The 13315-nt window shown below is 63.0% G+C and carries 11 protein-coding genes and 1 tRNA gene; 6 read left to right on the forward strand and 6 right to left on the reverse strand.

What is annotated here, in order from left to right; translation table 11 throughout:
• The first annotated feature begins 187 nt into the window (after positions 1 to 187).
• Positions 188 to 261: transfer RNA gene (locus J7I86_RS02575), tRNA-Arg, on the forward strand.
• 221 nt (positions 262 to 482) lie between these two features.
• Here J7I86_RS02575 and J7I86_RS02580 read toward each other — a convergent pair.
• Together J7I86_RS02580 and J7I86_RS02585 are read right to left on the reverse strand one after the other, a co-directional pair.
• A complete protein-coding gene (locus J7I86_RS02580) occupies positions 483 to 1211 on the reverse strand; it encodes a FadR/GntR family transcriptional regulator (protein WP_214815239.1) in 729 nt (242 codons plus the stop codon).
• 267 nt (positions 1212 to 1478) lie between these two features.
• A complete protein-coding gene (locus J7I86_RS02585) occupies positions 1479 to 2291 on the reverse strand; it encodes a sulfurtransferase (RefSeq protein WP_214815242.1) in 813 nt (270 codons plus the stop codon).
• Between the two features lie 156 nt (positions 2292 to 2447).
• Here J7I86_RS02585 and J7I86_RS02590 point away from each other — a divergent pair, with 156 nt between their 5' ends.
• From J7I86_RS02590 to J7I86_RS02610, 5 genes are all read left to right on the forward strand, one after another.
• Entirely contained in the window at positions 2448 to 3905 is a 1458-nt protein-coding gene (locus J7I86_RS02590) for an NAD(P)/FAD-dependent oxidoreductase (protein WP_214815243.1), read from the forward strand.
• Positions 3906 to 3976: 71 nt separating this feature from the next.
• Positions 3977 to 4783, forward strand: coding sequence for an ABC transporter ATP-binding protein (locus J7I86_RS02595; RefSeq protein ID WP_214815245.1), 807 nt, complete (start codon positions 3977 to 3979; stop codon positions 4781 to 4783).
• A complete protein-coding gene (locus tag J7I86_RS02600; protein ID WP_214815247.1) occupies positions 4780 to 6816 on the forward strand; it encodes a YhgE/Pip domain-containing protein in 2037 nt (678 codons plus the stop codon). Before J7I86_RS02595 ends, J7I86_RS02600 begins: the two co-directional genes overlap by 4 nt.
• A complete protein-coding gene (locus J7I86_RS02605) occupies positions 6813 to 7457 on the forward strand; it encodes a TetR/AcrR family transcriptional regulator (protein ID WP_214815249.1) in 645 nt (214 codons plus the stop codon). Before J7I86_RS02600 ends, J7I86_RS02605 begins: the two co-directional genes overlap by 4 nt.
• Positions 7458 to 7613: 156 nt before the next feature.
• Positions 7614 to 8231: a hypothetical protein gene (locus J7I86_RS02610; protein WP_286179232.1), complete on the forward strand. Its 618-nt coding sequence runs from the start codon at positions 7614 to 7616 to the stop codon at positions 8229 to 8231.
• A 94-nt stretch (positions 8232 to 8325) separates the two neighbouring features.
• Here the strand turns inward: J7I86_RS02610 and J7I86_RS02615 are convergent, their stop codons facing one another.
• The 4 genes from J7I86_RS02615 to J7I86_RS02630 all read right to left on the reverse strand — a co-directional run bounded on the left by J7I86_RS02615 (position 8326) and on the right by J7I86_RS02630 (position 13315).
• Positions 8326 to 9744, reverse strand: coding sequence for an FAD-binding oxidoreductase (locus tag J7I86_RS02615; RefSeq protein WP_214815253.1), 1419 nt, complete (start codon positions 9742 to 9744; stop codon positions 8326 to 8328).
• A gap of 66 nt (positions 9745 to 9810) precedes the next feature.
• Complete coding sequence (locus tag J7I86_RS02620) at positions 9811 to 11433, reverse strand: ABC transporter ATP-binding protein (protein ID WP_214815255.1); 1623 nt, start codon at positions 11431 to 11433, stop codon at positions 9811 to 9813.
• On the reverse strand, positions 11430 to 12287 hold the full coding sequence (locus J7I86_RS02625; protein ID WP_159735475.1) for an ABC transporter permease: 858 nt from the start codon (positions 12285 to 12287) through the stop codon (positions 11430 to 11432). The genes J7I86_RS02620 and J7I86_RS02625 overlap by 4 nt, the downstream gene beginning before the upstream one ends.
• A complete protein-coding gene (locus tag J7I86_RS02630; protein ID WP_214815257.1) occupies positions 12284 to 13315 on the reverse strand; it encodes an ABC transporter permease in 1032 nt (343 codons plus the stop codon). The genes J7I86_RS02625 and J7I86_RS02630 overlap by 4 nt, the downstream gene beginning before the upstream one ends.

Below are 13315 nucleotides of genomic sequence, written 5' to 3' on the forward strand. Positions count from 1 at the left end.
GAGGGAAAATCCGCTAGAAATAAGGGTTCGAGGACCTGAGAAGCCAAATTTAAGTGACGAAGGTCACGTAGACCGGTCTAGTTGCCTAGATTACAGCTTTTCGATTTGGAACTTCACATGAACTTCTGTAAAGTTTATTGAGGTTCGAGGGGGTCAGAGAAACAGGCCGCCGAGAATCACACGAAATGCGCCCATAGCTCAGCTGGATAGAGCGTCTGTCTACGGAACAGAAGGTCAGGGGTTCGAATCCCTTTGGGCGCACAAATGAAGACCCGCACCGGTTCGCCGGTGCGGGTCTTTTTTATGCCCGACTGAGCCCATGTAAGTAGCAGCACAGGCCTTTTTGAGCCCTCAAAACGGCATCAACTGCGACCTACTTGGGCGAGCACAGCGGCAGGTGACCCGCGCGCAGAAACCGGAAGGGCCGTCGTCGTACTTCGAGAGAAGTACGATGGCGGCCCTTTGCGTTAAGTGCGGAGCGCTTACTCCCCCACAGCCTCGGTAATACGACGCCGGATGCCGTCAAAGTGGCGGTTGAGCAGTTCAGAGGCGAGAACTTTGTCCCCGGCGGCGACAGCGGCGTAGATGCTGCGGTGCATAGCGGCGGTTTTTGCCAGGTCCTCGTTGCCCGGACCGATCTCCACATGGATTTTCCGGTACACCTTCCAGAAAACCCCCATGAGGTTGATCAGGAGTTCATTGTTGAGCGGTTCGAAGAGCCGGCGGTGAAACTCGGCGTCGGCTGCGACGAAGTTTTCGCCAGCTGCAGCCAGCTCCTCCATCTGCTTCACGGCTTCTTCAATGGAGGCGAGCTGATCCTTGGTCATGACATCCATGGAGGAGCCAATCAGCCCGGATTCGAGCGCTTGGCGTACGTCCACCAGCTGCAAGGCCTCAAGACCCTGGTGCCGCAGTGAGAGTCGTCCACGGAATGTGAGTCCATCAGCCAGGGCATCGAAGTTGCTAGGCGCCACGAACATGCCGAAGCCATGCCGGATCTCAATGACGCCCAGGGCCTGGAGAACTTTGAGGGATTCACGGAGCGTATTGCGCCCCACGCCAAGGGCGCCGGACAGCTCGCTCTCGGTGGGCAACGGATCGCCGGCCTCGAGCTCGCGCTCAAGGATCAATTCCATAATGTCCGACTGCAAGGCACGCAGCCGGGCCTGCGCGCTGAACCGCGCCTGCGGAACCACACCGGAAGTTGTCATGGCTTTCTCCTTGCCGATGCACCTCTCCCTCAGCCGGCGGAGGCCAGCAGCGGAAACAGGTGCGGTATTAACATTGAGGCGAGCTTAGTGCCCGGCCCCGATCAGGGGACTCGCAACATACAATATCGGATGTCCCACCTCCGTCATAGCCATGTAGGCGCGAAAACGTTGAGATTTCTCGCCGGACCGGCCGCGACCGGTATAAATCCAGCGCAGGACCAAACCCCAAGGCGTCCAATCTCACTTGACGTTCCGTTGTGACCGCCCTTACAGTACGGGCCTCTCCGTCGCATGGCCATACTGGGACCATCCGCCGACGAACAGCTTGCCCTGGCCCATTCCAAGTTGCTCCATCGTCAGCAAGTTGTGGCAGGCGGTCACCCCGGAGCCGCAGTAGGAGATCGCGCTGTTCGCAGTCACGACGCCGGCACGTTCGAAGTTCGCGCGGATATGCACCTCTGGCAGCAGCTGTCCCGAATAGTCGAGGTTTCCTCGGCACGGGACGTTCACGGCACCGGGTATGTGGCCTGAACGGGGATCGATGGGGTCTTGCCTGCCTTCGAACCGGTCACGATTCCTCGCATCCACTGTTATGAACGCGCCAGAGGAAGCTTCCGAAATGTCTGCCAGCAGGTGCGAAGGCCAGGCCTGAGCAGTGAAGCTCCCGGTCTGTCGCAGCGGCGTCTCCGTGGTGCGATCACCGGGATAGCTGCCGATACCGCCGTCCAGGATCGCCGCATGATGCCCCGTCGATCGGAGCATCCAAACCAGCCGGGCCGCGATGACTCCTCCGGCATCGTCATAGGCGATCACGGTGTCCGAGTCGCTGATCCCCGCTTCCCGCATCCCTTGGGCAAAAACCTCGGGATCGGGCAACGGGTTCCTCCCCGCTTCCGGGGATGCAGGACCGGACAACCACTCGTCCAGGTCGACGAAAACGGCGCCGGGAACGTGGCCGCGCTGATACGCGTCCCTCCCGGAAGAGCCATCGAGATACCAACGGGAATCTGCAAGAACGAATTTCCCGGGGTTATCCGCGCACCAGCTCCAGTCGACAAAAGGCTTTAGTTCTTCTCCCATAGCTTTGGAGCCTAAGTAGAAGTTCCACACTTTGAGATACGCATCCCATTATTCGGACACGCCACGTGTTGCGGGGCCCGCTCTGCGCCCCAAAACCCACACCAGCCCTGCAAAGCAGGCCTCACAACGCTCAGGGAGCGGTTGTAGGCTTTCCCCATGACTGCCGAGAGCTCCCGGGAATTCGATGTAATCGTGATCGGCGCGGGCGCCGTTGGAGAAAACGTAGCGGACCGGGTGGTTCGAGGCGGCCTGACTGCGGTGATCATCGAAAGCGAGCTGGTGGGCGGCGAGTGCTCTTACTGGGCGTGCATCCCTTCGAAGGCGCTCCTCCGTCCAGGAAGCGTGCTCCACGCCGCCCAAGTGATACCCGGAGCCAAGGAGGCCATTACTGGAACCGTGGACGCCGAGGCTGCGCTGAAGCACCGTGACTGGTTCACCAATAATTGGCAGGACGGCAGCCAGGTTGAGTGGCTGGACAGCGCAGGCATTGAGTTGATCCGTGGCCGTGGCCGAATCACTGGCCCGCGCGAAGTCCAGGTGGATGGGCTCGATGGCAACAACTACTCGCTCAAAGCCCACCACGCCGTGGTGATCGCGACAGGTTCAACCCCCACCATTCCGGATATTGACGGCCTCAGCGACGTACCTTTCTGGACGACCCGCGGCGCCACGGCAGCCAAGGAAGTCCCGAAGCGTTTTGTGGTTCTCGGTGGAGGCGTAGCAGGGGTGGAGATGGCGCAGGCGTTCGCCCGCCTCGGCTCGGACGTCACGCTGATCGCCCGCGGCCGCCTGCTGAGCAGCTACCCGGAGGAAGCGGCTGATCTGGTGTTGGCCGGGCTTCGCGCCGACGGCGTCACTGTCCACGTCCACACCGATATGCAGAAAACGGAGAAGAACGACGACGGGTCAGTGACAGTCACGTTCGACGGCAAGTCACTCACGGCCGATAAACTCCTGGTCGCTTCCGGACGGCACCCCGCCCTGGCCAATCTGGGCTTGGAAAATGTGGGCGTCGAAGCGGAGGACGGCAAACCTCTGCGCCTCACCACCGATGCCAGCGGACTCGTTGAAGGTCCAGCGAGCGATGGCACCAGCGGACTGTGGCTCTACGCCGCCGGAGACGCAGCCGGCCAGGTGCTGTTGACCCACCAGGGAAAATACGAGGCCCGTGCTACCGGCGATTCAATCGTGGCAAGGGCCAACGGCAAGCTCCAAGGTGCGCCCCAACCGTGGAGCCCCTATGCCCACACAGCCAATGACCATGCCGTCCCGAGCGTCGTGTTCACCGATCCCGAGGTTGCCTCAGTTGGCCCGAGCCTGGAGCAGGCGCTGCTGCAGGGCAAGAACGTCACCGGCGTGGAACTCCCCATCAACGTCTCCGGCTCCCAACTGCACTCCCCCGACTACAAGGGCTGGGCGCAGATGGTGGTGGATGAGGATCGGAAAGTCATTCTGGGCGCCACGTTCGTGGGCCCTGGCGTTGCAGAACTCCTCCATTCCGCAACGATCGCGATCGTGGGCGAGGTGCCCCTGGACCGCTTGTGGCATGCAGTTCCGTCCTACCCCACCATCAGCGAAGTGTGGCTGCGGCTCCTGGAGAAGTACGGACTCTAAAGTTCTATTTGAACTGACTGGTCAGTTTAGTTAGACTTTCAGCAGACACCATTTCTGCGAAAGGCCTCATTGTGCTGTCCGTACAGCAACTTCAGATCAACGGCCGCCGGGGCGATCTCCTTCCGGCAACGTCACTTCAAGTCCGCCGCGGCGAACTCCTGCTCGTCGCTGGAGAGGGCCAGGACCAGCGGACAGCTTTGGCGTTGGCTTTGAGCGGGCGCATGAAGCCAAGCAACGGCGTCCTCAGCTGGGACACCACCACCAAGACCAAGAAGATCCGCCTTGCCAGCGCGCTGGTGGACTCTCCCGGCGTCAACGAACCCGAGCAACACCTCAGCGTCCGCGACCTCGTCACCGAGGACCTCTCCCTCATCCCGCGCCGTTACCGCGGCGCGCTGCTGAGCAAACCGTGGCTGAAGGTCAACAGCTTTGAAGACATTGCTGGTCTCTGGATAGAACAAATTCCCGCCGCACGCCGCTTGGAACTCCTCACCGCACTCGCTTTGGCAGATCCAGCCACAGACCTCCTCGTGGTGGACTCCCCGGACCGCCACAGCGCCGATCCCTCGGCCTGGTTGCCCCGGCTTCAGGCATTGGCGTCCGACGCCGGGCGCCCGCTTGCCGTCGTCGCGGTCGTAAGTGCCCTCCCGGACAACTGGACGGGCGCCGCCGCGGCGATCGGCAACTCCGTCATGCACCCCCCTGAACCGGACGCCGAAGCTGCCCCCGCCCAGCCCAAGCCGACCACCGTCGTCGAGACCAAAACAGTCGTCGAGCCCAAAGCCAAGCACGCGGCCCAACCGGCGTCTGAAACACCTGCAGCCACCTCAGCAGCTGCCAAACCTGAATCCGAAAACCTTCAAAGGACTGCAAAGTGACTGTTCTGCGGCTGGCCCGCTCCGAACTCAAGCGCATGACCGGCGGGCTCCTGCCCAAGCTGACCATCCTCGCCCTCACCATGGTGCCGTTGCTCTATGGGGCGGTGTACCTTTACGCGAACTGGGATCCGTACGGAAACCTGAACCAGATCGACGCCGCCTTGGTGGTTGAGGATACGGGTGCCACGTCGTCGGACGGCACACAACTGCAAGCGGGCAAGAAGGTGGCAGACAGCCTGGTTGAGGGCCACGTCTTCAACTGGAAGCAGGTGTCCAGTGCTGAGGATGCAGATGCTGGTGTTCGCACGGGTGAATATGCCTTCGCCCTGCGCATCCCCAAAGATTTCTCTTCAAATCTGGTCTCCCCCGGCAGCTTCGACGCCGCCAACCAGGCCATGCTGCACGTCACCACCAACGATGCCAACAATTACCTCCTGAGCACCATCGTGGACAAGCTCACAACAGCCGTGCATTCAACGGTGGCCAAGGAAGTAGGCGAGGAAACGGCCAACCAGCTCCTCACCGGCTTCGGCACTATCCATGCGTCCATCGTCAAGGCCGCTGACGGCGCCTCGGAGCTGGCCACGGGCGTGGGGAAACTCAGTGACGGCGCCGCGACGCTGCACAGCGGCACCACCCAGCTGGTCACTGGCGCGGATCAACTCGTGGCCGGGCAAACCCAATTGCGTGATGGTGCTGTGCAGCTGAACGCCGGCGCGGGCCAGCTGAGCTCGGGCCTGACCGAACTCAAGAACAAAACGGCAACCCTGCCGACGGATTCGCAGAAACTCGCCGACGGAGCAGCTCAAGTAGCCGCCGGAAACGCCGAGCTGAACACGAAAGTCCAAGACGTCGTTGGGCAGCTCGAGGCCGCAGACAAGAACCTCCGCAACCGCGTGGTGGAATCGAACGCGCGGCTGGTCACGGCTGGTGTGCTGACGCAGGAGCAGGCGGACAAGGTCCTGGCAGACTTTGACTCCGCCGCAGCGTCCAGCCCCGTCGCCGATGCCAAGGCAAAAATCTCCGGCGACGCTGCCAAGATCCAGCAGCTCTCGGACGGTTCAGCCGCTGTGAGCGCCGGGGCATCCAAGCTGGCCGCCGCCACACCGGCCCTGACGGACGCGATCTCGCAGGCAGCAGACGGGGCCGGGCAGCTGAGCACGGGCGCGTCAACGTTGGCCGCCGGCCAGCAGACCGCTTTGGACGGCGCCGCCAAGCTCGACGACGGTGCCCGCCAACTCGATGACGGTGCGGGCCAGCTCGCCAGCGGCGCAGTGACTGCATCCGAAGGTTCACACACCTTGGCCACTGAGCTCGCCAAGGGCGCGGGCGACATCCCCAACCCCAACGATGATCAGAAGAACAGTGTGTCCAAGGTGATCGCGGATCCAGTGGCTGTGGACAACGTGTCCCAGGCCAAGGCAGGTTCCTACGGTGCCGGTCTGGCGCCCTTCTTCCTGACGCTCGCACTGTGGATCGGCGTGTTCATGCTGGTCCAAGCCATGCGACCCATCACCCAACGGGCCCTCGCGTCGAACGCCCCCGCCTGGAAAATCGCCGTCGGAGGTTGGTTGCCGTTCTTCGTGGTCTCGGTGCTGCAGGCCACCATCCTCACCTTGGTGGTGGACCTCGGTCTTGGCCTGAACCCCGCGCACCCCATCGGGATGTGGCTGTTCATGCTGGCCGCCGTCATGGCGTTCAGCGCGATCATCCAAGGGATCGTGGCGCTCATGGGAACGCCCGGAAAGTTCGTGGTGCTGATCCTGCTGGTCCTGCAGCTCGTTTCCTCCGGTGGAACATTCCCGTGGCAGACCACGCCCATGCCGCTCCATGTTGTGCACGAGGTCCTGCCCATGGGATACGTAGTCACTGGCATGAGGCACCTGATCTACGGCGGTGAGCTCAGCATGATCTGGCCCACCGTGCTGGGCCTGCTTGGATACACTTTGCTGGGAGCGGCACTGTCAACGCTCGCCGTCCGCAAGCACAAAATGTGGACCCTCAAGACGCTGAAGCCGGAGATCGCAGTATGAGCACCACCGAGCCGGTCCCTTCCCAGTCAGATTCCGGGGCAGGCGAGAAGAAGCTCCGCCCCGGCCGCACCAACGCCACCAAGCAGCGCCTGTTCGAGGCCTCCATGGAGCTGATCGGCGAGCGCGGCGCTGCGGGGGTGACCGTGGATGAGATCGCGGCCGCCGCCGGGGTGTCCAAGGGGACTGTATATTACAACTTCGGCAGTAAATCCGATCTGATCGCACAGTTGCTGCGGCATGGTGTGGACATCATGCTGGTCCGGCTGCAAGACGTCCGTGGTCAGAGCAACGATCCCCTGGAGTCCATGAACAACATGGTGGGGCAGGCCATGGAGTTCATGGACGATTACCCCTCCTTCGCCCGCCTGTGGGTCAGCGAAAACTGGCGCACTCCCGGCGAGTGGAGTGCCGTGTTTGCCGAACTTCGGGCTGAGCTCCTGGCCGTGATCGGCTCCGCCGTAGAGAGCGTCGCGGAAGGATACAAGGTTGATGAAAGCATCGCCCGAGGCTCTTTGGAGGCCGCGATTTTCGGGGCCATCTTCGTGGTGGGCCTGGACCGGCAGACGTACAACCCTGAACGCACGCGCGAGCAAAGCGTCGCAGCCGTGATGACCATCATGCATGGGTACGTCATCAAGTAGCTCTGCCTCGCTCCCGTTGTGAGGCCCGCTCTGCATCCCACCGCCTCCCTGGCTTGGCTTGCAGGGCGCAGAGCAGGCCCCACAACGGTATTCAACTGCAATGTCCGACGGCGTGGCGCGGCCCCTTGGTCGGCGATGATTAACCTCATGCGTCACATGGGGAACAGCGGGAAGCTTGCGGTGGTGGCTGCGTTCGTCTCGCTCGGGCTGCTGGTCCTGGCCGCTGTGGTGCTCGAGGAACTGGTGTTGTGTCTGTTCCTGGGCTCCGTGCTGGTCTGCTATCTCGCGTCCCTTGTCCAAGTGTTCAACCGCCGACGCTACTTGGTGGTTCTGCTTGGCGCGGCGGGCACCAGCCTGTTCATTGGTTGCAGCATCGCGTTCCTGCGAGTGTGGGGAATCGCCTTCAACCAGGACGCCGTTGCTCTCGGCAGTGCTGCAAGCACCCAGGACTCGGACATCTACTTCTACTTGGCAGCCGCGGCAGGAGTCGGGACGTTGGCGGTGCTGTTCCTCGGAGCGGTGGTGCCGTCGTTCGGTTCACGGGCTGTTATTCCTCCGAAGAGGCCCTCGACGGCGGCAAAGCGCACCTCCGCGACGCGCAAACCCGTTTCCCGTCCAGCTGCTCCTGCCAAGCGTCCTGCTACTTCGCTTCCTCGGACAGCGCTGGCCAAGTCAAGTCCCGCGAAGCGCCCCGCACCCCGTGCGCCAGCGGCGCCAGCCAAGCGTCCGACGTCGAGCGCTTCCACCCAACGCAGGCCGGCCCCAAAGCGCTAACGCCCCACCCAACTGAGTAGCAGCAGAGCGCGTTTTGAGCGCCCAAAACGCGCTGTACTGCGACTCAGTTGGGTGGGACCTCAGTTGGGATGGGTTAGGAGTCGAAGCCCAGGCCCAGGGCGTCGAGGGCTTTGAGGATGAGGTTCCGTTTCCCCTGGTTGTGGTCTGCCCTGTCCATGGACCAGCGCGTCAGGTTGATTCCCAGGGAAGCCAAGGGCTCAGGAGGGAAGGGCAACGGGCGTTTCCTGACCATCTCCAACCGGCTGCGCTCGGTGTCCAGGCCGGCCAACAGGTCCAGGAGGACGTCGGCGGCGAATGCCGTGGCACCAACCCCGAGTCCAGTGAAACCAGCCGCGTACGCCACCCGTCCCTTCCGTGCCGTGCCGAAGAACGCGCAGAACTGGGTGCTCGAATCGATGGGTCCGGCCCACTTGTGGGTGAACTTCAGCCCCTCGAGTTGCGGGAACGTGGTGAAGAAGTGCGAGGCGATCTTCTCCCACGTCGCCGGCTGGTGTTCGTGCTTTTGGTCCACGCGCCGACCCCAGAAGTAGAGGGCGTCGTAGCCGCCGAACAGGATCCTGTGGTCCTTGGTGATGCGGTAATAGTGGAATTGGTTGGCTACGTCCCCAATGCCCTGCCGTTTGCCCCAGCCGATGGAGTCCAACTGCTCCGCGGTGAGTGGCTCGGTCATGAGCGCGTAGTCGTACACCGGCACTGTCATGAGCTGGTTGCGCTTCAGAAGTGACGGAAACACGTTGGTGCCCAGAACCACGTGTCCCGCTTCAACGTTGCCGCGCTCCGTGACAACCGTGACGCCGTGCTCATGGTCGTTCAACTCCCGCACGCGTGTGTCCTCGTAGATCACCACGCCGAGCTCTGTAGCCACCCGCGCCAACTCCAGGCCCAGTTTGTACGGATGGACCATGGCCACAGAGTCTTTGTGCCAACGGCCCGCCAGGTAGGTGGGCGAGTTGACCTCTGCCCTCACGGCGTCCTGGTCCAGGAAAACGCTGCCGGTGGTGTAGTCCTCCTGGAGCCAAACCACTTGGTGGGGTTCCACGGCAACGTTGAGCTCACCTGTGCGTTCCCACTCGCAGTCCATGCCGTACTTCTCCACGGCTTCCTGCATGCGGTCAAGGTTTTCCATGCCCAGCCTGTCCAGGGTTTCCAGCTCGTCCGGCCAACGGTTCTTACCATTCTCGTGGCCGTGGGTGAGGCTCGCCTCGCAGAAGCCGCCGTTGCGGCCCGAAGCTGCCCAGGCCACCCGCTCCCCTTCAAGCAGGATCACCGTCCTGCCGGGGTCGCGTTCCTTTGCGCGCAGGGCTGTCCACAGTCCGGTGTAGCCGCCGCCCACGATCACGAGGTCCGCGGCAGCATCACCGTCGAGTTGCGGGTAGCGTGTGGCTGAGTCCTTGAGGTGATCGATCCAGAACGGCCGGTGGGCCGCACCTTCCAAGGCACGTGCCACGACGGCGGTCTGAGGGGCGTTCCGTTCGAAAACGGTGGTATTCACGGGAAATTCTCCTGCTTCTGGGCGCACTCATGCGGCGCCGGGACTGGTGTTAGTGACCGGTACTGCTCAGGCAGTGACCGGTTCGGCGTCCCACAAGGGCCGGGGACGCGAGGCGATGAGGTTCCTCGTGTAGTCGTCCCCGGGGTCCTCAAGGATTCGGGCGGTAGGCCCTTGCTCCACAATCCGTCCCTGATGCATCACCAGTACCTCCGAGCACAAGCGCGAGACCACAGCCAGGTCATGGGTGACGAACAGGATGGTCAGTCCAAGCTGGTCCCGCAGTTCCTCAACAAGCTCCAGCACCTGGGCCTGAACCGAGACGTCCAAGGCGCTGGTGGCCTCGTCCAGAACCAGAAGGCGGGGGCGGGCAGCCAGCGCTTTTGCCAAGGCAACGCGTTGCCGTTGTCCACCCGAGAGTGCGCGAGGCAGAGCATCGATTCGTTCCGCTCCGATGCCCACCCGGCCCAGAAGGTTGCGGGCACTGTCCTTGGCTTCCTTGCGCCCCTGTTTCTGATGCAGGCGGAAGACGTCGGCCACTGCGTTCCCTACAGGGATGCGCGGGTCCAAAGACAGGTAGGGGTCCTGGAATACAATTTGGACGTCCTTAGCCAGGGTTTTCCGTTCGGAGGCGTTTAGGGGGCGGCGCGGACGGGGGACGTCCCGCAGGGTGAGTTCACCGGATGTGGCAGTTTCCAGAGCCACCACAAGCCGGGCGAGAGTGGACTTTCCGGAGCCGGACTCCCCCACGATGCCCAAGGATCCGCCCTCCGGCAGGCTGAAATCTGCGGCGTCCAAGGCGGTAATGATTTCGCCGCGGGGAAGTTGGTACGTTTTTGAGAGCCCCGAGACCTTCAGCAAAGGGGCCACTGCCGAATCCGGCCCGGGAGCGGCCGGAGAAGCTGAAGCAGCGCCTGACTCGATGACGGGAGTCGCCTCCACCAGCTGCCGTGTGTAGTCCTGCTCAGGAGTCAAGAACACAGTCCGGGTGGGCCCGTGTTCCACCACCTCACCACGGCGGAGCACGTAGACCCGCTCACACAAACTGGCGGCAAGGTTGAGGTCGTGCGTGATGAAGAGCATGCCCATCCCCCGCGCCTGTTGCTCTTCACGCAAAATGTTCACGATCCCCGCTTGAGTTGTGACATCCAGGGCGGTGGTGGGCTCGTCGCACAGCAACAGATCCGGTGAGTTCAGGAGTGCCGCTGCAATCATGACGCGCTGGAGCATGCCGCCCGAGAGCTGGTGCGGATGCTGATCCATGAGTTCTTTGGCGCGCCGGAGCCCCACCTGTTCCAACTGCTTCACAGCCCGTTCAGTGGCCTCGGACCGGGACAAACCATCAAACCGAAGCAGGGTTTCAGTGAGGAAGTCCCCCACGGTCCGGACGGGATTGATGCCCGCCCTGGGGTCCTGGAAGATCATGGAAGCGTGTCTCCGGCGCAGCTCCATGAGGCGTTGTTTGCTGGCTGTGAGGGTGTCCAGGCCCTGAACTGACACAAGGCCGGAGGACTCCGAGCCGCCGGGAAACAACCCCAGCGCGGCCCGGGTGGTCAGCGACTTACCTGAGCCGGACTCCCCCACCAAGGCGACAGCTTCGCCGTCGTTCACGTGCAGGGAGACGCTGTCCAGCAGCGGCGGCCTGCCCGGAAAGCCGAGCGTAAAGTTTTCGATCTGCAAGAGCTGGCTCATGAAAGTTTTCCTCCGATGCGGTCTGAGAGTTCCTCGCCGATGACATTCACGGCCACCACCACCAGGACCACTACCAACGCGGGCCAGAAGGCAGGGAGGATGTAACCGCCCAGCAGGGCGCCACGGGATTCCTCGATCATGGCGCCCCAGTCGCTGGTGGGCGGCTGCACGCCGAGCCCGATGAAGGAGAGCGCAGCGAGGTCGGCCAACACATAGCCGAAGTTCAGTGTTGACTGGGCGCCAACAGTGGGGATCAGGTTGGGTAGAACCCGTCCCAGCACCACCCAGGGCGTCCGGAAACCGAGCACCCGGTACGCCTGGACGTACGGCCTGCTCCGCTCAGCCACCACCAAAGACTGCGCCAGCCTGGCAACGTACGGAACGTAGGCGATGGTCATGGCCAGGATGGGCGCGAAGAGCCCCTTACCGAACAAAGCGATGGCAAGCATGGCCATGAGCAGCGCGGGAAAAGCGAAGAGGAGATCGAAAAGGCGGCCCAAAACCTTGCCCAGCCATCCCTCGGACCAGCCGGCTACCAGGCCAAGAAGCAGGCCCAGCACCGTTGATCCGATCACCACGATGGTGGGCCCCAGCAGCGAGGTCCGTCCACCGTGCATGAGCCGGCTCAGGAGATCACGGCCTAGAGCGTCGGTGCCCAGCAGGTGCTGTCCGCCGGGACCGGCAAGGACGTTGTTGAGGTCCACATAGTCGGGGTCGTACGGCGCCAGGACCGGGGCGAAAAGAGAGAGAAGTACGACGACGGCGGCAACGGCGAGCGCGCCCCACGCCATGGGTGACAGGAGGCTGCCGTAACGGCGAAGCCCCGCCTGTGGCAGCTGGATGGCTAACGTCATCGGGACTCCGTTCCGGCCGCGATCCGCGGATCAATGAGGGGTTGGACGAGGTCCACCACGGTGTTGACCAGGACGAAGGCTGCAACCACCACCATGACGATCGCTTGGACAACACCGAAGTCGAGCCTGTCGATGGACTGCACCAGGAGTTGACCGATGCCGGAGAGGCCGAAGGTCCGCTCGATGATGGCGCTGGAGACCAGAAGTCCGGCCACGAGCACGCCGCTCACGGTGAGGATGGGTCCCATGGCATTGCGCAGGACGTGGCGTGCCACCACGGATCCGCGGGTGAGGCCGCGGCTGGTGGCCACCTCAACGTGTTCGCGGAGCAGTTGCTCGTTCATGGAGGAACGGGTCACCCTGGCCACCATGGCGATGTAGGTGATGCCCAAGGCGAGTGCCGGGAGGGTGAGATGCCAGATCCGGTCCCATCCGCCGTCGCCGCTTCCAAAGGAGGGGAACCAGCCCAAGCCCACGGAGAAGAGCGCTACCAAGGCGATGGCTGCCACAAACGGCGGAACGGCACCCGCGGCGGTGAGGGTAATGAGGATGAAGCGATCGCCGAAGCCTTTGTTCAGGCTGGCCACAATGCCGGCGAACAATCCCAGGACGGTGATGAAGACTGCGGCAAGTGCTACGAGTTGCAGGGTGGTGGGCAGCCGTCCGAGCAAGACGTCGGAGACGTCCTGGCGGTAGGTCAGCGAGCGGCCCCAATCCCCTTGGAGAATGCCGCCGAGCCAATTCAGGTACTGTTCCCAGGCCGGTTTATCCAGGCCGAACTGCCGGGTGATCTCTTCCAGTGCCTCGGGTTTGGGGCTGCGTCCCCTCAGCAGGAACCGTGCGGGATCGCCGGGAACAAGGAAGCGGGAGAAGAACACGGCCAGTGAGGCAACAAAGAGGGTGACTACCAAGGCCAGAACCTTCTTGGCGATGTACATTGCGGGGCGGGCTGCCTGGCCTTTTTCGCGCCTGCGGGAGGGGGCACCCGGCGCCGGGGCTGGCGCCTGTACGTGATCTGTAGCGGTCAT

The sequence above is a fragment of the Arthrobacter sp. ISL-95 genome, from assembly GCF_018613695.1.
In the GTDB taxonomy this organism is placed as follows: domain Bacteria; phylum Actinomycetota; class Actinomycetes; order Actinomycetales; family Micrococcaceae; genus Arthrobacter.